Here is a 21,851-nt window from a genome sequence, read left to right on the forward strand (position 1 = left end):
ATTTGAAACCAGCTAAAAAAACCATGCACACCACGGGGTGGCGCACACAGCACATTTCAACCAATCACATTACATAATCGGTATCAACAAACTTGGCACACTATTGAGTTCTCAAACAACAGACACACCCGGCACCACCCAAACCAACGTTCAGGATCGCTCCGGAGCAACTTTTCAAACTTACCCGATCCCCCACCCCGAAGCAAATCCATCATCACAGGACCCACTTCGAAGAGAAGACCGCCCCACACCGATTCCCAGCGCCCTAAAGAGCAACCAGAACCTGGCTTTGAATTGGGGGTTTTGGCCACCCGGTGAACAGTTCTTCACTGTCTCCCCCGCGGCGACTCAGAAAACAATACACGCACACCACCCCCACCGCAAACCGGCCCTTCGGAGGCCAAAGATCCGCGGTATTGCGCGGAAGAAGGGGCCAGTCATGCACCTTGGCGGCCATCCGTCGTCGTCATTCTGCCCGTGTGTGCTGCGGCACAGGTGTTTCCTGGCGGGCCCGGGCGCTGAACAAGCAATGGGTTAAACGCAGAAGGGCCGGCAACCCTGAGGTTGCCGGCCCTTCTCAAGCAGCTGGAATCAGCGGTGCTGGATTACCAGGAAGACTTGGTGATGCCCGGGAGTTCGCCCTTGTGTGCCATGTCGCGGAAACGGACACGGGAGATACCGAACTTCTGGAAGGTGCCACGGGGGCGGCCATCGATGATGTCGCGGTTGCGCAGACGGATCGGGGACGCGTTGCGGGGCAGCTTCTGCAGGCCCAGGCGGGCTGCTTCGCGTGCTTCGTCGGTTGCGTTCTCGTCAACCAGGGTCTTCTTCAGTTCGAGGCGCTTTGCAGCGTAACGCTCAACGATGACCTTGCGCTGCTCGTTGCGAGCAATCTTGGACTTCTTAGCCATGTTTAGCGCTCCTCTCGGAATTCGACGTGCTGGCGGATCTTGGGGTCGTACTTCTTCAGGACCATGCGGTCCGGGTCGTTACGACGGTTCTTGCGGGTCACGTAGGTGTAGCCCGTGCCAGCGGTCGACTTGAGCTTGATGATCGGACGTACGTCCTTGTCCTTAGCCACTAGAGCTTCACCCCACGAGCAAGAATGTCGGCGACGACTGCGTCGATGCCGCGCACGTCGATGGTCTTGATGCCACGTGCAGAGACCTGCAGGGTGACGTTACGGCGCAGGGACGGAACCCAGTAGCGCTTCTTCTGGATGTTCGGATCGAACCGGCGCTTGTTGCGGCGGTGCGAGTGCGAAATGCTGTGCCCAAAGCCCGGCTCGGCCCCGGTCACTTGGCAGTGTGCTGCCATGACTTCTCCTCAAGATTTGAAAGTAATGATCCGCATATCTGCTGCTGGACCATGCTGCCAAGTGCGACCCACAGAATGTACGGGCAACGGTTAGTCACGCAACTTGAGCCCCTAACTACCGGCCACCCTGGAGAAATTACCGGGCAACCGGAGCAATTGCGCACGCTCCGCGCACTTAGCGCCTACCAAGTCTACGAGGTGGCGCAATTAAAGACCAATCGGGCGTCAAAGGGTGTATAAGGGCAGGGAAAAGATCACAGCCAGGGCTGGCCCTTTTTCACAGCAGGATCATAGTTTCTCCACGCATCGTGGAGCCATGAACACGCAGCTCCTGCCGGCAACTCCGGCCGCAAGCAGCTCCGGCCGCCCGGAGCTTTCACCAATCAAGAAGCCCACCCACGGCTGGTTTGCCCGCCAGTACCGGCAGCGGATGCTGCGCACTGACCTCCTGACCGTCATCGCCTGGGCCTCCGTTGCGGCGGCTGTCGCCCTGTGGCTTGCCGACGGCGGAGCCACCAGCATCACGTCCCCTGCGGCCGCGTTCACGGCAGCGGGGATAGTGGCGGGGTTGGCGGGCATGGACCTGGTCCTGCTCATGCTGCTTCTGGCCGCGAGGATCCCCTTCATTGACCGCACCATTGGCCACGACCGGGCCCTGGAGTTCCACGGAAAGCTGGGGAAACCCTCCCTCTACCTCCTGCTGGCACACGGCCTCCTGCTGGTTATTGGGTATGGCATGGCCGAGGGACTGGATCCGGTCAGCGAGTCCATCAACCTCTGGGTCCAGGTGCCCGACATGTGGCTGGCTTTCGTCTCCATGGCGTTGTTCATTGCCGTCGTGGTGACGTCCCTGGTAGCTGTCAGGCGCCGCTTTCCCTACGAGTTCTGGTACGTGGTGCATCTGCTGACATACGCAGCCGTGGCCACCTCAATTCCGCACCAGTTCAGTGTGGGCGGCCTCTTTGCAGCCGGCACTTGGCAGCGCTGGTACTGGCTCGCCATCTGCATCTACACCGGCACTGCCCTGGTGTACTTCCGGGTACTGGAGCCGGTGCTGGCAACGGCCCGGCACCAGCTGACCGTGGCCCGGGTGGAGGCCGTGGCGCCGGGCGTGGTGAACATCGTCATGAAGGGCCGGAAGCTTAACCAGCTGGCTGGAACGGGCGGACGCTTCTTCATTTGGCGGTTCCTGGCTCCGGGCATGTGGTGGCACCCGCACCCGTTCAGTCTCTCCGCAGAGCCTGTCTTCAATGGCCCTGACGGGCAGGGGACGCTGCGGGTCACGGTCCGGAACCTTGGCGACGGTTCCGCCCGGCTGCTCCGGCTGCGGAAGGGCACCAAGGTGGCCCTGGAGGGCCCCTACGGAATGCTCAGCACGGCAGCCCGGACGAAGAACAAGGTGGTGATGATCGGCGCCGGCATCGGCATCACTCCCCTGCGCGCGCTGCTGGAGACCACCCCATTTGCTCCTGGCGAGGCCACGGTCCTCCTCCGCGGCCACACTGACAAGGAGCTTTACTTGGGCAACGAAATCCTTGACCTCTGCCAGGCGCGCGGGGTCCGGCTCTTCCACCTCACCGGGCCGCGGGGCCACGGCCGGTCCAGCTGGCTTCCCGAGGAAGCCGTGCGCAACGGCTACAGCCTTACCTCCTATGTGCCGGACATCGCCGATGCGGACGTCTACGTCTGCGGCCCGGCGGCGTGGGCGGCGAACGTCATTGCGGATGCCGGAAAGGCCGGCGTCCCCGAGGAACAGATCCATCACGAAAGGTTTGACTGGTGAAAATTCGCGGAACAGTCGCAGCAGCTTTGGCCTCCGCCGGGATCCTCCTGGCGGGCTGGCAGACAGGCACGCAGGCGGGCGGCATCAGCACCGTGGCATCAAGTACGACGGCGACAGGCACCACGGGTGCCACCGGCACGGGGTCGGCGGGGACAGGTTCGTCAGGGTCGGCTGGGTCCTCCAGCTCGTCGGGCGCCACAGGTTCCTCCGGGTCCGCAAGCTCCGGATCCTTCAGTTCGTCCAGTTCCTCCGCCTCCGGCACCTACAAAGGAAACACTGTCCAGACCCGGTTTGGCCCCGTCCAGGTCCAGATCACGGTGGCCAATGGAAAGATCACCGACGTTACGGCCCTCCAGCTGACCAATACGGACGGCAAGTCGATCCAGATCAGCAACCGCGCCGCACCCCTGCTGCGCAGCAAGGTCCTGGCGGCGCAGTCTGCCAATGTCCAGACCGTCAGCGGCGCCACCATCACCAGCGACGCTTACCTGACCTCACTCCAGGCAGCCATCGATGCAGCGAACCTCTAGCGCCCTGCCAAACACCGGAAGCCTGGCACTGAAGGCGCGCATGTTTGAGTGCATGGGAACCGTCATCGGGCTGACCATGCCCGTCGGCTCTCCCGCGGAAGGGCAAGCGGGGCTCGACGAGCTCGCTGCCGCCACCGTCGTCGTCGAGCGCCTGTTCCGGGACCTGGATGAAACGTTCAGCCTGTACCGTCCCGATTCGGAAGCCAGCAGGCTGGCGCGCGGTGAACTAAAGCTGCCCCACGCCTCGGCGCAGATGCGCGAGCGGTACGCGGAGGCGCATGACTGGCGGCTCCGGACCAGCGGCGCATTCACCCCCGAACGGCCCGACGGTGTGCTGGACCTTTCCGGGATCATCAAGGGCCATGCCATCCGCGAGGCAGGAACGTCGCTGCTTGCCCTCGGCCGGCACGACTGGTGCCTCAACGCAGGAGGCGACGTCCTGGTCAGCGGCTCGCCACGGCCGGGAAGCGCCGAGCTATGGAAGGCAGGTGTTGTGGACCCCGCGGACCGCCGCACGCTGATTACCGGGTACCCGCTGGGCGGCACCGGCCGGCACAGCGCGATCGCAACATCAGGCTCCGCCGAACGCGGCGAGCACATTTGGCGGGTGGGCAGCGCGGCCGGCTTCGTCCAGGTGACCGTTGCGGCCACGGATATCGTGACAGCCGACGTCCTGGCCACCGCGATCGTTGCCGGCGGGACGCGGATGCTGGACCATGCGGCGGACAACTGGGATGTGGCCGTCCTGGCCATCCATGCGGACGGATCGATGCTGGCAACGCCAGGGTTCCACCCCGCCTGACCAGCCGGTGTTGAACAGCGGGCTACAGCCGGATGGGCTCCGGGTACTTGGGCCGCAGATTGTCACCGGACGACTTGCCGGTGACCCTCCGGACCACCCACGGAGCCGCATACTCACGGAACCACTGGGCGTTGGCGCGGATGGCCTCGGCCCGGCCCAGTTCCGGCACGGGGGACATGGGCGGGATATCGATGGAGTGGTCATACTTGAGGACCTCGAGGAAACGCTTGGCCATGTTGGCGTGGCCGGCGGCGGACATATGCATCCGGTCATGGGCCCACATGCCCCAGTCGTAGTACTCGCTGAAGCGCCAGTAGTCCACCAGCAGCGCCCCATGGTCCCCCGCGATTCCACGCACCAGTTCGTTGTAGATGGCGGTGCGGCCGCGCATGGTGCCAAAAACCTTTGACCCGCGGGCGTCGAATCCGGTGAACATCACCACGGTGGCGCCGGTGGCGCTGAGCTTGCCCACGGCGTCGTTGTACTCCACCAGGAGGTCATCGATGTCCACGCGGGGACGCAGGATGTCATTGGCGCCGGCGTAGATGCTCACCAGTGTGGGCTTAAGCTCGACGGCGGCGTCCACCTGTTCCGCGAGGATCTGCCGGAGCTTCCTGCCGCGGATGGCCAGGTTTGCGTAGCCGAATCCAGGGTCGGCGGCGCAGAGCTGTTCGGCAGCGCGGTCAGCCCAGCCCCGGACGCCGTTGGGGCGCGTGGGGTCGTCGTCACCAACGCCTTCGGTAAAGGAATCGCCGAGCGCAACAAACCGGGAAGTGAACTCCATGCGGTTAGTTTGCCATCCGTTGCCGGAAGCAACCAATCAGCCGGTCAGGGCTGGGTCTCGCGCAGAATCCAATGGTCCTTGTCCAGCCGGCCCACCACTTTTTCGCCGATCCGCGCCAGGTCCAGCACATCCTCCTCGGTCAAGGCATCAAGGAACAGCTCACGGACGTCTTCGACGTGGCCCGGGGCGAGCCCAACGATGGTTGCCATGCCTTCCTCGGTGAGGTGGGCGGTGGTCACCCTGGCGTCGCGGGGATGGGGGCGGCGCTCCACCCAGCCGCGCTTCTGCAGCTTCGTCACCACGTGCGAGAGGCGCGACAGGGAAGCGCTGCTGCGGGCAGCGAGTTCGCTCATGGGCAGGAACCGGCCCTCAGCTTCGGACAGCATGGCCAGGACCGTGTAATCGAAGAGGGACAGCTTTCCGGCCGCGTGGAGCCTGGTGTCCAGGGCCGCAGGCAGCAGCGTGTTGATGCTCACCAGCGCCAGCCAGGCGCGGCGTTCGTCAGCGTTGAGCCAGCGGGGTTCGGTCATGGTCCCCATTCTACGATTGATCTTTCAAGTAGCTTGTGCGGCCCCGTAGGCTTGGGTCCATGTATGTTGTCTCCCTCACCTACCGCGTGCCCCAGGAGATTGTCGACTTCCACAACGACGCCCACATCTCCTGGCTGCAGAAAGCGTTCGACGACGGCGTGTTCATCGCCGCCGGGCGCAAGATCCCCCGCACGGGCGGGTTGCTGCTCTCGCAGGCCGAACGGGACACTCTCGACGCGAGCCTGGCGCAGGATCCGTTCTATACCAATGGCGTGGCCGACTTCGAGGTGGTGGAGTTCCACGCCGGCCGGGTAGCGCCGGGGTTTGAAAACCTCCTGGACACCCCGCCGGCGCAACAGGGCTAAGGCGCGCCGCCGCCGTCGGGACCGTCCCTGGCGAGCTTCTTCAGGCCGCCTTTCCGGGGGACCTTCACCGGTTCCGGCCAGCGCGGCCTGAGTGTGTCCCCCAGCGTGACGCCGCGAAGCTTGCGGCCAAAAAGCGGCAGGACCCAGTCGTGGACCCATCGCCGCTGGCGCCGCTCCCATTCCCGCAGGCCCAGCCTGGGCGCCGGCTCCCAGTCCTTGCGTTTGATCTTGTGCGGCACGCCCAGCTGGTCCAGGACCTGCCCGGCCAGGTAATTATGCCCGGCCTTGGACATGTGGAGCCGGTCTGAGTCCCACATGCGGCGGTCATGGAAGGCGTCCAGGCACCAGTAGTCCACGAGCACCGCTCCGTACTTCCGCGCAATTTCCCGGACCCGGCGGTTGTAATAGGCATTGCGTTTCTTGAGCGGCTCCAGCAGCGCGGACACCTTGACGTCGAACCCGGTGAAGAGCACCAGTGTGGCACCCGTGCCGGCAAGCCTGGCAACAAACTGTTCGTAGTCCGCCATCAGCGCGGGCATGTCCGTTTTCAGGTCCAGGATGTCGTTGCCGCCGGCATAGAGCGTGATCAGCGTGGGCTGCATCCGGAGCGCGGGCTCCAGCTGCTCATCGATGATGTGCCGCAGCCGCTTGCTCCTGATGGCCAGGTTGGCGTACTTCCACCCCGGCTGTGCCTTGGCAAGTTTCTCGGCAACCCTGTCGGCCCAGCCCCGCACGCCGTTGGGCAGCCGGTCGTCCCGGTCCCCTACTCCCTCCGTGAAGGAATCGCCAAGGGCAACAAACACCCGGCGCCCGGAGTCAGGAAGCAGGGATTCAGGCACCACCGCCCAACCTAACGGCTCAAGGAGAAGCAAGGACGACGCCGGGATGAACAGTAAGTGGGCGGGTGGGCCCGGCAGCCGGGTTGCCACGGCGGCCCGCCATTCGATCAAGGGGTGCGGGACCCGCTGTCCGTCTGCATGCCGCCGTGCACGGGGCGGAACTCCCAGGTGTAGGAGCCGTCTGCCTTCAGACTCATCCTCAGGTGGCCCCAGGTGTCACTGAATTTCCGCTGGACGTAGGCCGGGTCACTGGTGAACGAGCGGAGGCCGATGCCGCCCGTGGACACCTGGAACTGCTGCATGCCGTCTGGTACGCATTGGTCCGCGTTGTTCACCGGGCAGGTCCGTTCGTAGTTGTGCTGGGAGCCGGACAGCAGCACTTTCACCCGGTTGTTCCAGAACATGTCGATCCAGGGCTTCGCCTGGGTGAAGCGCGTGTGGCTGGACGTGTTGGAGGTGAAATACGGGTCGTGGTAAACGGCTGCCAGATGCTTTCCGGCCGCTTTGGCCGCCTTCAAATCAGCGTCCATTTCCGCGGTCATGGCCTGCGCGCGGGATGCGTTGTACCGCCAGGTTGCGGTGGGCGCCACGAGGATATGCCAGTTTCCCTTGTCGAAGGAATACCACTCCAGTGCATCCTGGAACCGGCCCAGGGTGGTGCTGGTGGCGGACTTGGTGGTGTTCACGCACTGGCCGTCCATGAACCGGTCCACGTCATCATTCACACCCGGTTCCACGTCATGGTTCGGGCCCGCGGTCCAGTAGGTCTTGGCCTTCAACCCGCCCCACACCTGGTTCCACGCGCCAAGCGCAGTGCAGGTTCCCTTGTCGTACTGGAAGTCCCCGATAGCAAGGAAATTATCCAGCGAACCATCGTTGAGGCTGCCGATAATGCTCGCGGCGTTCTTGCCGGCTGCCGAGCTCGTCGACGTGTTTCCTGACGGGTTCATGTCGCCGGCGGCGGCGAACTCGAATGAATCACCCGACGGCGGGGTTGTGGGCGTCGCGGTCGGGGCCGGGCTGGATGTTGGCGCCGGAGTCGTGGTGGACGTCGGAGTGGGTGTGGGGGCCGGGCTCGTTCCGCCTGCCGCCGGGTAGACACGTACCCAGTCCACCCGCATTTCCGCAGCACCGTCAGCGGTGGTATCCGGGAACCAGTCCAGCTGCAGGGTCTGATGCATGCTGCCCGGAGGCTGATGGGTGGGGTCGTTGTCCTCAAACCACTTCACGCCATCCACGTAACCGGTCATCCCGGCGGGGGACCAGTCCACTGCATAGTTGTGGAACTGGGAAACATCCAGCGTCTTGCTGGCCCTGGTCTGGGAGTTCGTGCAGGAGAAGTGCTGGAAGAACTTGATCACGTTCCAGTCGCCCGTTGTTTCCGCGTAATCCACTTCGCCGTCGCAGGGCCAGTTCCCGCTGTCCGGCCAGAGGATCGAGACCATGTGGTATTCATTGTCGCCGGAGCCGGCGGCGCGGACTTCCCAGCGCCCGTACTTCTGGTTGGCAAACCTGGCGGACATGCCGGCGGTGGTCCCGTCGGGTGTTCCGCTCATGACCATAGTGGAGCCGTCCACCTTTACCTGCTCCGGGCTGCGGATGCCGTTGCCGGCATGCCCCGCGCCTTTATACACGCTCCATTTGGTTGCGTCCGGGGCCCCGACGTAGTTGAATTCGTCGCCGGCGACGGGTGCACCCCAGTTCTGCGTGGCAGCAGCCTGGACACCTCCCGGGTCAATGGGCGCGGGGGTGGGGGTTGGAGTTGGGGTGGGTTCGGTCACTACCATGTCAGCCGCGGTGGTGACCACCAGCTTTGGGCGCAGTGCCGCGTCCAGGGCCTGGTTCGATTTGAAGCCGAGCCATTTCTGCGCGCCGGATTCCAGCCTGAAGTTCTGCTCACCGCCGTTGGCGGTAACGCCTTTGGTGACGTCCCATTCCACCCAGGCGCCGCTGGAGAACCCGCCGGTCCGGCCCAGCAGGGTCCCGCGGGCCGGGGCGTTGTTCCAGGTGACGCCCGTTTCGGTCCATGCACCGCCGGTGGTGTAGACATCCACGAACTCCGTCGACGTTGCCGCCGCCTCCGAATAGGCGCGGAGCTTTGCCGAGGTGATGTGTTCCCCGGCGGGGACCTGGACGTTGAACCGCAGCAGGCTGCTCCGCGCGATGCTCGTCCGGCCCTCCGTGGACCAGCGCACGCTCGTCCCAAAGTTCTCCGTGGGCCGGTCGGCCTGGACGTAGGTGTCCGCGGACGGCGCGACTGTCAGTGCTCCCACTGCGTTCGCCCCGCTGCCCACCACGGCAAGTGAAATAAGCATGACCAGGAGTGTCAGGGCAGAGATAACCGACCGACGGATAGTTTTCATGGAATGAGACCTTAATGTTCCAGTTGAAGTATCCGTAGTGTAATGCTTGTCACACCTAATGACACGGCTTTAACCGGTTCGGGCAGTCCTGAAAACGTGTGTTACGGCGCCGGCGGGCAGGGAATGCCGTTAGCCTTCCGCTTTGCCTTGCCGCCAGTACCCCATGAAAGCCACCTGCTTCCGGTCGATGCCAACTTCCCGGACGAGGTACCGGCGGAGATCCTTGATCACGGCCGCTTCTCCGGCAATCCAGGCGTAGAAGGGCATGGCCCCGGCTGGCATGCCCGGGTTCCTGGCACCGCGGAGGTGGGCTGTTTCCATCCGGGCGGGCGTCTCCCACAGGATGTCCACATCCACGTTGACGTCTTCGGGCTCGGGCCCGGCGCCGCCGTCGTCCGCTGTGATGCCAACCCAGCCGGGCACGGGGACGGCCTTGCGCACGGCCTCCTGCAGCAGTTGGCCGTACGGCCGCGAGCGCCCGATGGCCGCGCCCCGGGCCAGCCAGGTGATGGCGATGTCCGCCGGGGAGCTGAGTTCGAGGAAGTCGCCGGCTTCCGGCACCTCAAGGAAGGCGTGCCCGCTCATGTACGGTGGGAGGCTTTCGAGGATGGCGGAGATGGCCGGGACCGCTGTTTCGTCGCCGGCCAGCAGGATGCGCTGGGCCAGCCCGGGCCGCCACTCAATGCCGGAATAGGTCTCCGCGGTGACGCAGTGGGCGGCGCGGTTGTTGGGACCGATGATGGTGAGCGCATCACCCGGCCTGGCGTTCAAGGCCCAGTTGGCGGCGGGCCCGCTGCACCCGGGGTCACCCGTGTGCATGGCGAAGTCGACGTCGATCTCCGGGTACACCGCGTCCAGCCGTGCCTCCCGGACCGTGTAGGTGCGCATCGCACCGCGCACGGCGGGATCCATCGCCAGCCAGTCCCGGTACCAGCCTGCCTGGCCCGTATGGAAGGCGGCAAGCGGCAGCCGGGTCCCGTCCGCCGCCAGCGACGGAATCAGGAGCTTGATGCGCAGGTCCAGCGTGTCGCCGTGGACACCGAAATCACGCAGTGAATAGCCGCCGAACGTGACCCTGCGGAAGGTGGGACTGAGCTGCCGGACCGACGAGACCGTGACCTCGAAGGCAAGGCTCATGGGCTGGGCTGCCGCGTGCTGGGTGGCGGCGGATTCGCGGGTCTTCATGGGACAAGCTCCAGTTCGTTGGCGGTGGCATGGTGGCGGCCGATCGGAATGATGAGTGGCGTGCCGGAGACGGGGTCCGGAATGACGCGGGACTCCAGGCCGAAAACCCCGCGGACCAGTTCTTCGGTCACCACGTCCTGCGGGGAGCCGGCAGCCATCACGGCTCCGGCCTGCATGGCGATGACGTGGTGGGCGTAGCGGGCGGCGAGGTTGAGGTCGTGGAGCACGATGGCCACTGTGGTGCCCCGGCTGCGGTTCAGGTCGGTCACCAGGTCCAGGACTTCCACCTGGTGGGCAAGATCGAGGTAGGTGGTGGGCTCGTCCAGGAGCAGCACGTCGGTTTCCTGGGCCAGGGCCATGGCGATCCACACCCGCTGCCGCTGGCCGCCGGACAGTTCATCCACGTCCCGGCCGGCCAGGTCCAGCGTTCCGGTCGCCTGCAGCGCGCGCTGCACTGCGGCGTCGTCCTGATCGCTCCAGCTGTGGAAGAAGCCCTGGTGCGGGTAGCGGCCCCTGCCCACCAGGTCACGCACCGTGATCCCGTCCGGAGCGGTGGGATGTTGCGGAAGCAGGCCCAGGGTGCGGGCCAGCTCGCGGGCCGGACGGGCGTGGATGTCCTTGCCGTCCAGCGTCACGGCGCCGCCCGAAGGCTTCAGGAGCCGGGACAGGCCGCGGAGCAGCGTGGACTTGCCGCAGGCATTGGCACCCACGATCATGGTCACCTTGCCCTCAGGGATTTGGACACTCAGGCCGTCCACCACGCGGCGCTGGCCGTAGGTGAGCGTCAGGTCCCTGGCTTCGAGAACAGCCACGTCAGGCATCCTTTCGGTTGGCCGTGACCAGGAGCCACAGCAGGAACGGGGCGCCAAGCGCGCCGGTGACGACGCCCACGGGCAGGACGGTGCCGTCCAGCAGCAGCGGGGCAAGGTTGGCGGCGAAGTAGTCGGCCGCCAGGACAATGAGGGCACCCACCAGGGCCGACGCCGGCATGCTGGCTTTCCCGGTAACGCGGCGGGCAATGGGTCCTGCCAGGAACGCGACGAACGAGACGGGCCCGGCAGCGGCCGTCGCCACCGCGGCAAGCGCAACCGCGATGACCACCACGGCCACGCGTGCGGCGTTGACCCGGACCCCCAGTCCTGCCGCGGCGTCATCCCCGAGTTCCAGGACGCGCAGTGGTCCGGCGATGGCCCCCACCGCGGGAACGAGCACCGCAAGCGCCAGGAACAGGATGCCGGCCCGGTCCCAGTTGGCGGAGTTCAGCGAACCGTTGAGCCAGACCAGGACGTCGGCGGCCGTGCGGATATCGGCGCGGGTCATCAGGAAACTGACCACGGCCTGCAGCGCCGCAGCAATCCCTACTCCCGCCAGGACCAGCCGGTTTCCGGCCGCATCGCCCCGGCCCGCTCCACCGCTGGAAATCGCGTAAATGAGGCCGGCCACGGCAAGCGCCCCCGCCAACGCTGCCGCGGAGACGGCGCCGCCGGAGGCACCGAAAACGACGATGGCCACCACCGCGGCGGCACTTGCGCCGGAGCTGATGCCGATGACATCCGGGCTGGCCAGGGGGTTCCGCAGCATGGTCTGGAACAGGGCGCCGGCCAGTCCGAACGCGGTCCCGATCATGGTGCCGATGACCGCCCGGGGCAGCTTGTCCTCCATCACGATGAAGCTGGCGCCGGGGATTTTCGGGCCGCCGGTGAGGTGGTTGGCGACGATGGTGAAGAAGTCCGGGATGGTCACCGTGTAGCTGCCCAGGAGGACGGACGCGAAGAACAGGAGCGCGACGGCGGCGGCCAGCAACGCGGTCCGGCTCACCGGAACCAGCCGCCGTTGCCCTATCACTTTTGGTTCTTTAGGCGGGGTTTTGGCAGCCATATCTGATGGAGCAACACGGGTCACAGGCCGGACCCTTTCCCACGCCGGATGAGCCAGACGAAGGCCGGCGCGCCCACCAGGGCGGTCATGATGCCCGCGGGCACCTCACCGGGAAGCAGCACCACCCGGCCGATGATGTCGGCACCGAGCAGCAGCGCGGGGGCGGCGACCAGGGAGAAGGGCAGGATCCAGCGGTAGTCCGGGCCGGTGAGGAACCGGACGGCGTGCGGGATGACCAGGCCGACGAAGCCGATGGGCCCGGCCAGCGCGGTGGCAGTGCCGCAGAGCAGCACGATCCCCGCGGCGATGAGGGCACGGGACAGGCCCACCCGCTGGCCCAGCCCGCGGGCAATGTCGTCCCCCAGGGCAAGGCTGTTGAGGGTCCGGCCGGCCAGCAGGACCACCAGCGTGCCCGCCGCGAGGAACGGCAAGCCTGGCAGGAGCACTGACCAGTCCCGGCCTGCGACACCGCCCACCTGCCAGAAGCGGAACCTGTCCAGGGTGTCCTGGCTGGAGACCAGGATGACGTTCATCAGCGAGGACAGCCCCGCGCTGAGGGCGGCTCCAGCCAGCGCGAGCTTCACCGGGGTGGCACCTTCCCTGCCCAGCGAGGCGACCAGGTACACCACCACCGCGGCGCCGGCCGCCCCGGCGAAGGCGAACCAGACGTAACCGGAGAACTCCGTGATGCCGAAGACATAGATTCCGGTGACCACCGCCAGGGCAGCTCCGGCGTTGACTCCGATAATGCCGGGATCGGCCAGCGGATTACGGGCAACACCCTGCATCGCGGCACCGGCCAGGCCCAGGGCGCCGCCTGCGAGCAGGCCCAGGACGGTCCGGGGGATGCGCGCCTGCACCACGGCGTGGTCTCCGTTCCCCGGATCGAAGGCGGCCAGGGCCTGCCACACGGTGGCCAGGGGAACGTCGCGGGCGCCCACCGCCAGGGACGTGGCGGCCAGCAGGAGCAGGACGACGACGACGGCGAGCAGCCACGCGGCCTGCTTCCTTCCCTGTGCCCCACCGCGGCGGGGACCACGGGCTGCCCGGTCCGGCGCCCGGGTGCACGGGTCCGCTGCCGGACGTGCCGTCGTCGTACTCATGGAACGGCCTTTACTTCACTGCGTCCGCTGCTTTGGCCAGCTGCGGCAGGAAGGTGTCCACGGACCACGGCAGGCTCAGCGGCGACGATGCCGAGATGGAAAGGGTCAGGGTGTTGTCCGAATCGGCCACCAGGGCGCCGTTCTTGATGGCCGGGATCTGGCCCAGCAGAGGATCGGCCTTGATGGCGTCAGTGGTGGAGGCGTCCGGGACCCAGGTGACGAAGATGTCCGACTGCAGTTCATTGGCCTTCTCGGCCGACCAGGGGATGTAGAACTCCTTGGAACCCTTGGAGTTGTCCGCCACTACCGGGGCGAGGGTCATGCCGATTTCGCTGAGGAAGCGGGGCCGGTTGTCGTTGGCGGTGTAGACGTTCACGCCGTCGCCCTTGGCTGGCTCCAGGTTGCCGTAGATGAAGCTTTTGCCCTGGATCTGCGGGTACTGGGAGACCTTGTCCTTGATGGTGGCTTCGGTGTCGGACACCAGCTTGGCGGCTTCGGCGTCCTTGCCGAGGGCCTTGCCGATGATGGTGGTGGAGTCCTGCCAGGACGTTCCATAGGCCACGTCCGGGTGGGCCACCACGGGTGCGATTTCGCTGAGCTTCCTGTAGTCCTCTTCAGTGAGGCCGGAGTAGGCGGCCAGGATGACGTCCGGGCTGAGCTTGGCGATCTCGGTGAAGTTGACGCCGTCGGCCTCGGAGTACTGCACCGGAGCTTTGGAAGAGCCGAAGCCTGCACCCAGTTTCTCGAGGGCGGCGTCCTTCCAGGGGGTGGAGCCCTTGTCGTTGCCGCCCCACTCATTCTTCGGGACGCCCACCGGGACCACGCCGAGGGCGATGGCGACGTCGTCGTTCACCCAGGAGACCGTTGCCACGCGGGTGGGCTGCTTCTCGATGGTGGTGCTGCCGTAGGCGTGCTTGATGGTGACGGGGAACTGTGCGCTGCTGGAGGCCGTTCCCGCGTCCGAAACGGAGGAGGCGGGACCGGTGCTGCAGGCCGAGAGGGTGAACGCAGCCGCGGCCACCACTGCGGCCTTGCCAGCGCTGGCCAAGAGCGTCCGGCGGGAGGCCACGGGGCCGGGGAAAAGGGGGGACGTCACGGGACTCCTAAGGTCAATCAGATGAAAACTTAAGTAAGGCTAATCTATCTATGAGTGCATTACGCAACGTTTTTGTCACCTAATCGAAGGGATGTGACGAAGGGCACAGGCGGCTCGCGTTCTTGGACAGCGCGCTCCTGATTTGGCAGGATGGCCTTGCCGGTCCGGTGGTACACCGCCGGAGCGCTGGACAGGAACAGGACAACGGGAACAAATGAGCATGCTGAAGGTCATCCAGACCGCCGCTGCCGTGGAAAGCGGGGTGGCCGCTTTGGCCTGCTCCGCGGAGACTGACTGACTCCCCTTGTTACCCGGGCCCGGGTTCGGGCCGCCCTACCCTTCACGAAAGTCCAGCCATGCAATCAGTCACGCCCCAACAAATCCGCTCCTCCTTCGTCAATGCCAGCCGGTCGGAAGCCGCGAAACTGACGTTGCCCAAGGACTTCGACTCACTCGACTGGGACAACCTTGAGTTCCTGGGCTGGCGGGACGAAAAGATGCCGCTCCGCGGCTATCTGGTGGTTCCAGGGCCCACGGGGCTCACCGGGGTCATGCTCCGGGCACCCGAAGGAGGTGCCAGGAAGAACCGCTCGGTGCTGTGCGAACTCTGCCGCGACGTGTTTTCCAAGGAGGACGTCCTCCTGTGGGTCGCCAGGCGTGCCGGCAAGTCCGGACGCGACGGCAACACGGTGGGCACCCTGATCTGCGCCGACTTCCTGTGCTGCGGCAACGTCCGCAAGGAGCCGCCGGCCAATGAGATCAACCCCGACCCGGCCCTTGTGGTGAAACGCCAGATCCAGGGGCTGCAGGACCGTACGGCCCAGTTCCTGGCACGCGTGCAAGCGAAGTAGGGGCCAGGCGCACACCGGCCGGGAGCCCCCTCCACGCTCGTGGAGGGGGCTCCCGCGGTGCGGTCAGCGCAGGATGATGTCCACCGGGTTGGCCTCGGACCGCCAGGTCCCTTCCTCCCCGCGGCGGGGGCGGATCACCGGCGCGGTGAGGACGCCGGAGCGGTTGGTGCGCCGGTCCCGCAGGATCTCTGTCACGGAGCCGAGGTGGCGGGACAGGTCGATCACGTTTTCGGGCGCGGCCAGCAGCAGCTGGAACCCGAATTCGTGCAGCGCCTTGATCCCCGCACCGGCGAACTCCTCGGAGGCCAGGACGAACGCCTCATCCATCATCACGGTGCCGTACGTGGTGAAGCCCTGCTCGGCAATGCCCAGCTGATAGCTCAATGCCGCGGCCATGATGAAGGCGGTGAACCGTTGCCGCTCGCCCCCGGACATGGACCCGGTGTCGGCATGCATGAACACCTCGGTCTTCCTGCCGCCACGCGGACCGGTCACTTCCCGGTGTTCCTTGCACTGGATGAACAGGTGGCCGCGGACGTCCAGTACCTCGGCGCGCCAGCGCCGGTCCTCGGGCGCCTGCGAGCCAAGCCGTTTCACCAGCGTCTCCAGCGACTTGTAGCGGGCGGTGAGCTCGCCGTCGTCGTCCTTCTCCGCAGCGGAACCATCGGCACGCCCCGCATCCGCCTTCGCCGGCCGGGTGTGGCGGGCCTTCAGGGCGTTCTGGATGGCGTCCTTGAACTGCTTTGCGGTGGGCGGCAATGTTTGCTTGATGTCCAGTTCCAGGTAGCTGCCTTCGTGGAAGTTCACCTGGGACAGGATGCCGTTCAGCGGCAGGATCCTGCTGGTAATGGAGCGTCGTTCCTCGTCCAGCAGGTGCAGCAGCGTGCTGAAGGATTCATGCGTGCGCTGGTTGAAGAACTGCCGGAACTCCGCCTCCTGCGCCGGCAGGCCGTCGTTCACGATCGCGTGGTAGCGCGCCTCGAACTCGCTGGCCGCGCCGATGCTGGTTCCGTGGTCCGCCGAGATGGCACTGCCCCACTCCCGCACGAAGCCCTCGAAGATCCGCGTGAGCCGCTCGGCAGTGGCCTGTCCCCGGGACTCCGCGGCGTGCAGTTCGCCCAGCAGGGCGGTCCGGACCCGGTTGGCCAGGTTGTCCAGCTCGTGCATCTCGGTCACGTCGCCGAATTCCGCGAAGTGCGGTTCCAGGGCGGTAACGGTGGCGTCCGACGGCGGCGCCTGGGCCAGGCGCCGGCGAGCGGCTTCCAGCATCGCGTCGGCGCCGGTCAGCTGGCGGTCGAGTGCCTTGTATTCGCTTTGCAGGACGGCTGCCGATTCCGTGCTGGACTGGTGTTTCTGCCGGACCTCCTCAATGGTGGCCCGGAGCGGTTCCAGGTCCGCCTGCGCGGCCAGGGCGTCCTTGAGCCGCTGCTCGATCCGTGCGAGCTCCTCCGCCGCCACCGCAGCAGACACCTGTTCCCAGGGGCGGTCGTCTTCGGCAATCCGCCGCAGCGCATCGAGCTGCCGGCTCATGCCCTGGTGTGAGTCCTCGCGGCTTTGCGCCAGTTCGGCGGCCTTGGCCACTTCCTGCCGGAGGTCCTCCACCTGTCCGGCCACGAGTTCCAGCTTGGCAGCGTTGTCAAAGCCCAGAACGTAGTCCTGGCGGCTGGTGAAGCGGTCATCCTTCTCAACCGTGTGGCGGTTCCGCTTGACCACGCCGCCGAGGCTCAGGCCCTTGTCCAGTGCCGCCAGCTCGTCCGGGTCCTCTACGCAGGGGTAGGCGAAATCCAGGGCAATGCGCTCCCGGACCCATTCACCGGCAACGGCGGCCGCGCCGGAGGCGAGGATGTCCAGCTTGGTCAGCAGGTCGCCGCCGCGCACGTCCTCGACGGCGAGCGCACCGCCGGCGAGCGGTTTGGAGACATCCACCGCCCGCAGCGCGCCGCGGACGTTGTGGCCGTTCAGGTAGCGGGTCACGGCGGCGAAGTGCTCACCCGGGACCAGCAGCGTGGTGGCCAGGCTGCGCAGCGCGCGTTCGGCGGCCGGCCGCCACCGTTCCTCCCCTTCGGCGAGGTCCATGAGTTCGCCGGCGAACGGCATATGGTCCTCGGGAACGCCGGTTGCCGCGGCGATCGCGGCCCGGTTTTCAATGCTCGACGGCGGCAGCAGGGACTTGCGCGTCTTCAGCGACACGAGCTCCTGCTCAGCGGCCGCGAGCTCTCGCTTGCGGGTGGCATGCGCATCGAAGGCCTCAAACCGCAGCTCCTGCAGGGCCTGCGAATCATCCTTCAGCTCGGCCGACCGCGCCGCCGCCTGCTCATGCGCCTGCTCCCACCCGGCCGCGCTCCACTCAAGCTGCAACCCGGCGTCGGACAGTGCCTGCTGGGCCGCCTCCTCCACCTGGCGGCGAAGCTTCAGGCCAACCCGGGCGTTCTCCAGCGACTGCTCGATCGCCGAGATGGCGTTGCCGCCCTGGTTGTTGTAGTCCGCTTCCAGCTGCCGCAGCTCCTTGGCCAGCCCGTCACGGATGCCGCGTTCGGCGCCCAGCTCCTTGGCTTTCGCCTGGGCCAGTTCCTTAAACCGGAGCAGGGTCTTCCGGTGGACCTCGACAGCCAGCTTCTGCTTATAGGCCTCGAACTCCTCCCCCACCAGGTCGCGGAGCCGGTTCGCGTCCAGCAGCGACTGCGCATACTCCCGGTTGAGGCCGGGGACGGGGGCCAGCTGGTCCCGCTGCTGCCGGACGTCCTCCAGCCGCTGGCGGATGGACATCAGGTTGCTGAACTCCTCCACCACGTCATCAGCCGCGGCGAGCGTGGCGGGGGCGTCAAGGACCTGGTCGCGGAAGAAGGTGTTGACGCTGCCGCCGAGGCCCTTGCCGGCCTGGATGACGCGCAGCAGGGGCAGCGCCTGGTCCGAGCTGATGCCCAGCAGCCGCCGGAACCGCTCGGCGAACGCCTTGTGGACGTCGAACACCTGCGCGTGCGGGAAGACCGTCTCCAGCGCGCCCTTGGTGAAGCGCTTGTCCGCGATGCCCTCCACGGCCTCAAGGTCCAGGGGCACGTTGTCGATCAGGTAGAACCGGCCCACGCTGGACTCGGTGCCGTTCTTCGGAAGGTCGAACAGTGCCGAGACCGTCACCCGGGTGCCGGCAGCGTTGTCGAACGTCAGCGCGACGGCGGACCAGGTGGCACCGGGGCGCTGGAACGCACTGGCCGATCCCTCACCCACGGCCTTGTCGCCCACCTTGCCGCGCATGTACGTGAAGGTGGTCCGCTTGTCCTCCACGGCGCCGCCCGAGCGCTGTGCAGCGGCCTCGTTGGACCGTGGCCGGGCATCGAAAACCCGCAGCATCGCGTCGAACAGGGTTGACTTCCCCACGCCGGAGTTGCCCGTGAGCAGGGTTCCGTTCCGGTCCACGTGCATCGTGTGCGCCCCGTGGAACGTGCCCCAGTTGACCACCTGTACCAAGGCAAGGCGCATCTGCCCCGGGTTCGTGACATCACCCAGCGGAAGCATGCTTGCGATCGTCACTTGCCGGCCTCCGCTTCGTCGGTGTCATCGTCGTCTGTGGCCTCAACCACCGGGTTGGCGTCGACGTCGATCAGCGCCTCGGTCCCGGTGGGATCGGTGCTGGCCGCTACCAGGGCCTCGATGTGGGCGGGGATGTCGCCGATGTTTTCGAACGGCAGGGCCAGGGGCAGGGCGTTGGAAATGGTGTAGACGTCGTCCAGGCCGGTGGGGAGGAGGAGCTGCCGGGCCAGGAGCTTGGTGATGGCCCGGGTCACCACGTCCGCGTCGCGGAGGGCGTCCTGCTGGCCGGAGGGCTGGTAATGCGCCACCAGGTCGCTGATCTCCTCCCGGGTGATGGTGGGGTCCGTCTGTGCCGTGACGTGCCTGTCCAGCAGCAGGCGGAGCCGGAGCAGCACGATGGTTTCCACCCGGCTGAGCGCACGCTGCTGGCGCAGGATGCTGGAACGGGTGCTGCCTCCGATCACGTCCGGATCCACGGGGCGCAGCACAGCGATCTTGCGTTCATGGTCCAACTGCAGGGCAAGGAACAGCTCGGAGAGGCGGCTGCGCAGGATCACCTGGTTGTCCAGCAGCACTGTCCACAGTTTCTCGTCCCGGCCGCCGTCGATGTACGGGCCCTTGAGGAGCTTCACCAGCGCCTGGCGGACCTTCATGGGCAGCACGCCGGTGTCGCCCGGGAACAGCGCGGCGCCGTCGACGAACGTGTCACGGGGTGAGACTGCCCCGGTGTACGCGGTGCCCGATGCCGCCGGGGTGTCGGCATGCCCAACCGCCGCTTCCTCCGCCGTCGTGATTTCCTCAGTCATCTGAATCCTTTGCGAGCGTGACCACCGGGAGGTAGGCCTTCCGGGTGGAACCGTCTATCTGTTCGAAGTCCAGGCCATCCCAGGCCCCGCGGTTGAAATCGGCCCCCGTGTGCAGGGCTTCCGAGAGCAGGGCCCGGATGCTGTTGATGTGCTGCTCTTCGGCCGGCAACTGCTGCCAGGCCTCGGCAAGGCTTGCCGCCCCGGCCATGGCCGCCCGGACCACCGCAGGTTTCGCCTTGCCGGTCCTGGGCGAGCGCACCCGGTCCGAGTCGGTGAAGGCGATGGGGTCGGCCAGCCGGGGCGGCGCGGCGAATTCGTCCGGATCGAAGAGCTTGACCATGGACAGCGACTCGAAGCCGGCGTTGTAGAGCACCGGGCCGGGTACCAGTGCCGGGCGTTCCCGCTCATAAGGGAGGGACCGGATGGCCTGCTCCGCTTCCCGCAGGACCTGCCGCAGCCGGACGGACTGGCGGAAGTCGTCGCTCTGGACGTAGGTGTTCAGGCTTTCGCTGAGCTTGCCGTAGATGCGCTGGATCTGGCTGTGCTGCTGGCGGAGCTCGGCCACCAGGTTCTTCAGGGTTTCGCGGTCCTCGGGCGACAGGTCGTCGGCGAACTGGCGGCTCAGGACCTCGCCGATGGCCGACCGGAACCGCACCTGCTGCTGCGGGTCCTCCAGGAACGCGGTGAAGGACCGGAACGTCCTGCCCTCGGGGCTCTGCCGGAGCCGCTTGTCGGCTTCCAGCACCTGGGCCATGGTGGCGCCCTTGGTCAGCGACTCCTCGATGATCTGGTTGCGCAGTTCGCCCACCAGTTCCTCGATCCGGTCGCGCATCTTCTTATAGTCGGCGGGCAGGCTCGCGGCGAGGTCCAGGATGTTGCCGGCGGCCTCCACCGCCTCGTCGTCGTCGAGCAGACCGTCGAACCCGCCGGTACTGATGTCCTGGATCAGCTGCTGCCGTTCCTCGATTTCCTCTTCGAGGGCTTCGAGCCGGGCGCTCTGGTCAGGGTTGGTTTCATTGGCGAGCTTTTCCACGTCCCCCAGCAGGGTGCCCAGGCGGGAACCGTTCAGCGTCGACCGCTCGCTGGACAGGCTATCCAGGAAGGCCAGCACGCGGGCGGCCGGTTCGGTGGCCTCATAGACGATCCTGCCGGACTGGTTTCGGCGGGTCAGGAACTGCCGCCTGGTCCACTCGTCGCCAAAGGCCTTGCCATTGGCCCCGCCGCCCAGCCCGGGGTCCTGCCGCCGAAGCTCCTCAAGGAAGGAGTCGACGTCGGCATGGAATTCCTCCAGCGGCACCTGCGGCCGGGTGCGGGTAAAGGAAGCCTGGAGCACGGCGATCACCCACGGCGCCGATCGGGTCAAGGCCCAGGCCGGGCCCTTGGTCAGGAGTTCGAGGTCCCGGAGCCGGGCGCTGATGGCGTCAGCGGATGACCTGGCGGAGCGGGGCACACACTCTCCTTGGGCTGGTGGGTTGGGGTTTGGCACCCGGCCCGGCGGGGCCCGGACGGGAAAACTGCCAACTACAAGGTTAACGCAGGCCGCCGCGACCGCTTTGTGACCTACCTCCCGGTAGTGTTTCAATCCCGTATCAACAGTCACTTCTGCCCCATGCTGCTCTGGCTGGGCCAGCAGCTGTCCCCCTACTCTTCTGCTACTGGTCTTGGCGAACCGGCCGTTCGCCACCGCAGTCTTTCAGCACAGCAGTCCGTCACCACAGCAACGTTGCAGCAGGGGGATTCATGCAGTTCGATCTAAGCTCAGTGGAAACAGCCACCTTGGTCTTCATCGGGACGCTGGTGTTTGCCGCAATCCTGGCCGCGTTTGTCCTGACGGCGGGGCTCATCGCCCTGGTGCTGCTGGGCGCGGGAAAGCTCACCTGGACGGTGCTGGCCAACACGCTGCTGGCGGTGGTCCACGGCATCAACTACGGGTGGGACAAGCTGGTCCACCGGGCCGCCGCGGTGGACCTTTCGGGCGATTTCCAGGGCCAAACGTCCCCTAGTACCGGAACCTACCCGCGGGTAATCTTGAGGGACAGCTGAAGGGTTCTCCAACCCGGCGGATCCATGGCTACACCGGCCTATCCGGCC

Annotated in this window: 21 protein-coding genes; 6 read left to right on the forward strand and 15 right to left on the reverse strand. The window is 66.5% G+C overall.

The genetic code is table 11. From position 1 onward, the window contains the following. Nucleotides 1–605 precede the first annotated feature (605 nt). From rpsN to rpmB, 3 genes are read right to left on the reverse strand one after another with little or no spacing between them, the layout of a single operon-like run. Nucleotides 606–911, reverse strand: coding sequence for a 30S ribosomal protein S14 (gene rpsN, locus PUN71_RS11195; RefSeq protein WP_009358853.1), 306 nt, complete (start codon nucleotides 909–911; stop codon nucleotides 606–608). Between the two features lie 2 nt (nucleotides 912–913). Then, nucleotides 914–1,081: a 50S ribosomal protein L33 gene (gene rpmG, locus PUN71_RS11200; protein WP_013602737.1), complete on the reverse strand. Its 168-nt coding sequence runs from the start codon at nucleotides 1,079–1,081 to the stop codon at nucleotides 914–916. After that, nucleotides 1,081–1,317, reverse strand: coding sequence for a 50S ribosomal protein L28 (gene rpmB / locus PUN71_RS11205; protein ID WP_018763944.1), 237 nt, complete (start codon nucleotides 1,315–1,317; stop codon nucleotides 1,081–1,083). Before rpmB ends, rpmG begins: the two co-directional genes overlap by 1 nt. A 316-nt stretch (nucleotides 1,318–1,633) precedes the next feature. Here rpmB and PUN71_RS11210 point away from each other — a divergent pair, with 316 nt between their 5' ends. Genes PUN71_RS11210 through PUN71_RS11220 form a run of 3 tightly spaced genes read left to right on the forward strand, consistent with a single transcriptional unit; the run spans nucleotide 1,634 to nucleotide 4,432 of the window. Next, the gene (locus tag PUN71_RS11210; protein WP_277798470.1) at nucleotides 1,634–3,100 is read left to right on the forward strand and encodes a ferredoxin reductase family protein; all 1,467 of its coding nucleotides are present in this window, start codon (nucleotides 1,634–1,636) and stop codon (nucleotides 3,098–3,100) included. Beyond that, the gene (locus PUN71_RS11215) at nucleotides 3,097–3,630 is read left to right on the forward strand and encodes an FMN-binding protein (protein ID WP_277798471.1); all 534 of its coding nucleotides are present in this window, start codon (nucleotides 3,097–3,099) and stop codon (nucleotides 3,628–3,630) included. The genes PUN71_RS11210 and PUN71_RS11215 overlap by 4 nt, the downstream gene beginning before the upstream one ends. Further along, a complete protein-coding gene (locus PUN71_RS11220) occupies nucleotides 3,614–4,432 on the forward strand; it encodes an FAD:protein FMN transferase (RefSeq protein ID WP_277798472.1) in 819 nt (272 codons plus the stop codon). The genes PUN71_RS11215 and PUN71_RS11220 overlap by 17 nt, the downstream gene beginning before the upstream one ends. 22 nt (nucleotides 4,433–4,454) lie before the next feature. On the opposite strand, the gene PUN71_RS11225 is transcribed toward PUN71_RS11220, so the two are convergent. Beyond that, nucleotides 4,455–5,216, reverse strand: coding sequence for an SGNH/GDSL hydrolase family protein (locus tag PUN71_RS11225; protein ID WP_277798473.1), 762 nt, complete (start codon nucleotides 5,214–5,216; stop codon nucleotides 4,455–4,457). Nucleotides 5,217–5,260: 44 nt separating this feature from the next. Beyond that, the gene (locus PUN71_RS11230) at nucleotides 5,261–5,746 is read right to left on the reverse strand and encodes a MarR family winged helix-turn-helix transcriptional regulator (protein WP_043449806.1); all 486 of its coding nucleotides are present in this window, start codon (nucleotides 5,744–5,746) and stop codon (nucleotides 5,261–5,263) included. 59 nt (nucleotides 5,747–5,805) lie between these two features. Between PUN71_RS11230 and PUN71_RS11235 the strand changes: the two genes are divergently transcribed. Further along, nucleotides 5,806–6,111: a YciI family protein gene (locus tag PUN71_RS11235; protein ID WP_277798474.1), complete on the forward strand. Its 306-nt coding sequence runs from the start codon at nucleotides 5,806–5,808 to the stop codon at nucleotides 6,109–6,111. Here the strand turns inward: PUN71_RS11235 and PUN71_RS11240 are convergent. The 7 genes from PUN71_RS11240 to PUN71_RS11270 all read right to left on the reverse strand — a co-directional run bounded on the left by PUN71_RS11240 (nucleotide 6,108) and on the right by PUN71_RS11270 (nucleotide 14,575). After that, nucleotides 6,108–6,953: an SGNH/GDSL hydrolase family protein gene (locus PUN71_RS11240; protein WP_277798475.1), complete on the reverse strand. Its 846-nt coding sequence runs from the start codon at nucleotides 6,951–6,953 to the stop codon at nucleotides 6,108–6,110. The genes PUN71_RS11235 and PUN71_RS11240 overlap by 4 nt on opposite strands. Before the next feature lie 104 nt (nucleotides 6,954–7,057). Beyond that, nucleotides 7,058–9,313 carry a CBM96 family carbohydrate-binding protein gene (locus PUN71_RS11245; protein ID WP_277798476.1) on the reverse strand — a complete coding sequence of 752 codons (2,256 nt, stop codon included), beginning with the start codon at nucleotides 9,311–9,313 and terminating at the stop codon, nucleotides 7,058–7,060. 129 nt (nucleotides 9,314–9,442) lie between these two features. Then, entirely contained in the window at nucleotides 9,443–10,498 is a 1,056-nt protein-coding gene (locus PUN71_RS11250) for a siderophore-interacting protein (protein WP_277798477.1), read from the reverse strand. Then, nucleotides 10,495–11,310: an ABC transporter ATP-binding protein gene (locus PUN71_RS11255; protein ID WP_277798478.1), complete on the reverse strand. Its 816-nt coding sequence runs from the start codon at nucleotides 11,308–11,310 to the stop codon at nucleotides 10,495–10,497. The genes PUN71_RS11250 and PUN71_RS11255 overlap by 4 nt, the downstream gene beginning before the upstream one ends. A gap of 1 nt (nucleotide 11,311) precedes the next feature. Continuing rightward, nucleotides 11,312–12,376 carry a FecCD family ABC transporter permease gene (locus PUN71_RS11260; protein ID WP_277798576.1) on the reverse strand — a complete coding sequence of 355 codons (1,065 nt, stop codon included), beginning with the start codon at nucleotides 12,374–12,376 and terminating at the stop codon, nucleotides 11,312–11,314. Nucleotides 12,377–12,396: 20 nt separating this feature from the next. Continuing rightward, nucleotides 12,397–13,479: a FecCD family ABC transporter permease gene (locus PUN71_RS11265; protein WP_277798479.1), complete on the reverse strand. Its 1,083-nt coding sequence runs from the start codon at nucleotides 13,477–13,479 to the stop codon at nucleotides 12,397–12,399. 10 nt (nucleotides 13,480–13,489) lie between these two features. Next, nucleotides 13,490–14,575 carry an iron-siderophore ABC transporter substrate-binding protein gene (locus PUN71_RS11270; RefSeq protein ID WP_277798480.1) on the reverse strand — a complete coding sequence of 362 codons (1,086 nt, stop codon included), beginning with the start codon at nucleotides 14,573–14,575 and terminating at the stop codon, nucleotides 13,490–13,492. A gap of 356 nt (nucleotides 14,576–14,931) precedes the next feature. Between PUN71_RS11270 and PUN71_RS11275 the strand changes: the two genes are divergently transcribed. After that, complete coding sequence (locus PUN71_RS11275) at nucleotides 14,932–15,426, forward strand: FBP domain-containing protein (RefSeq protein WP_043449791.1); 495 nt, start codon at nucleotides 14,932–14,934, stop codon at nucleotides 15,424–15,426. 63 nt (nucleotides 15,427–15,489) lie between these two features. On the opposite strand, the gene PUN71_RS11280 is transcribed toward PUN71_RS11275, so the two are convergent. From PUN71_RS11280 to PUN71_RS11290, 3 genes are read right to left on the reverse strand one after another with little or no spacing between them, the layout of a single operon-like run. Next, entirely contained in the window at nucleotides 15,490–18,954 is a 3,465-nt protein-coding gene (locus PUN71_RS11280; protein ID WP_277798481.1) for an ATP-binding protein, read from the reverse strand. After that, nucleotides 18,951–19,760 carry a DUF4194 domain-containing protein gene (locus PUN71_RS11285; protein WP_277798482.1) on the reverse strand — a complete coding sequence of 270 codons (810 nt, stop codon included), beginning with the start codon at nucleotides 19,758–19,760 and terminating at the stop codon, nucleotides 18,951–18,953. The genes PUN71_RS11280 and PUN71_RS11285 overlap by 4 nt, the downstream gene beginning before the upstream one ends. Further along, nucleotides 19,753–21,210 carry a DUF3375 family protein gene (locus PUN71_RS11290; RefSeq protein ID WP_277798483.1) on the reverse strand — a complete coding sequence of 486 codons (1,458 nt, stop codon included), beginning with the start codon at nucleotides 21,208–21,210 and terminating at the stop codon, nucleotides 19,753–19,755. The genes PUN71_RS11285 and PUN71_RS11290 overlap by 8 nt, the downstream gene beginning before the upstream one ends. Nucleotides 21,211–21,500: 290 nt before the next feature. Here PUN71_RS11290 and PUN71_RS11295 point away from each other — a divergent pair, with 290 nt between their 5' ends. After that, complete coding sequence (locus tag PUN71_RS11295; RefSeq protein WP_043449782.1) at nucleotides 21,501–21,803, forward strand: hypothetical protein; 303 nt, start codon at nucleotides 21,501–21,503, stop codon at nucleotides 21,801–21,803. Nucleotides 21,804–21,851: the final 48 nt, after the last annotated feature.

The organism is Arthrobacter sp. NQ7, from assembly GCF_029581595.2.
Lineage (GTDB): Bacteria > Actinomycetota > Actinomycetes > Actinomycetales > Micrococcaceae > Arthrobacter > Arthrobacter phenanthrenivorans_B.

Excerpts from the sequence above, each read along its gene's own strand:
- rpmB (WP_018763944.1), bottom strand. The coding sequence starts at position 1,317 with ATGGCAGCACACTGCCAAGTGACCGGGGCCGAGCCGGGCTTTGGGCAC.
- PUN71_RS11285 (WP_277798482.1), bottom strand. The coding sequence starts at position 19,760 with ATGACTGAGGAAATCACGACGGCGGAGGAAGCGGCGGTTGGGCATGCC.
- PUN71_RS11260 (WP_277798576.1), bottom strand. The coding sequence starts at position 12,376 with ATGGCTGCCAAAACCCCGCCTAAAGAACCAAAAGTGATAGGGCAACGG.
- PUN71_RS11245 (WP_277798476.1), bottom strand. The coding sequence starts at position 9,313 with ATGAAAACTATCCGTCGGTCGGTTATCTCTGCCCTGACACTCCTGGTC.
- PUN71_RS11295 (WP_043449782.1), top strand. The coding sequence starts at position 21,501 with ATGCAGTTCGATCTAAGCTCAGTGGAAACAGCCACCTTGGTCTTCATC.
- PUN71_RS11230 (WP_043449806.1), bottom strand. The coding sequence starts at position 5,746 with ATGACCGAACCCCGCTGGCTCAACGCTGACGAACGCCGCGCCTGGCTG.
- PUN71_RS11250 (WP_277798477.1), bottom strand. The coding sequence starts at position 10,498 with ATGAAGACCCGCGAATCCGCCGCCACCCAGCACGCGGCAGCCCAGCCC.
- PUN71_RS11225 (WP_277798473.1), bottom strand. The coding sequence starts at position 5,216 with ATGGAGTTCACTTCCCGGTTTGTTGCGCTCGGCGATTCCTTTACCGAA.
- PUN71_RS11265 (WP_277798479.1), bottom strand. The coding sequence starts at position 13,479 with ATGAGTACGACGACGGCACGTCCGGCAGCGGACCCGTGCACCCGGGCG.
- PUN71_RS11210 (WP_277798470.1), top strand. The coding sequence starts at position 1,634 with ATGAACACGCAGCTCCTGCCGGCAACTCCGGCCGCAAGCAGCTCCGGC.
- PUN71_RS11235 (WP_277798474.1), top strand. The coding sequence starts at position 5,806 with ATGTATGTTGTCTCCCTCACCTACCGCGTGCCCCAGGAGATTGTCGAC.
- rpsN (WP_009358853.1), bottom strand. The coding sequence starts at position 911 with ATGGCTAAGAAGTCCAAGATTGCTCGCAACGAGCAGCGCAAGGTCATC.
- PUN71_RS11275 (WP_043449791.1), top strand. The coding sequence starts at position 14,932 with ATGCAATCAGTCACGCCCCAACAAATCCGCTCCTCCTTCGTCAATGCC.
- PUN71_RS11220 (WP_277798472.1), top strand. The coding sequence starts at position 3,614 with ATGCAGCGAACCTCTAGCGCCCTGCCAAACACCGGAAGCCTGGCACTG.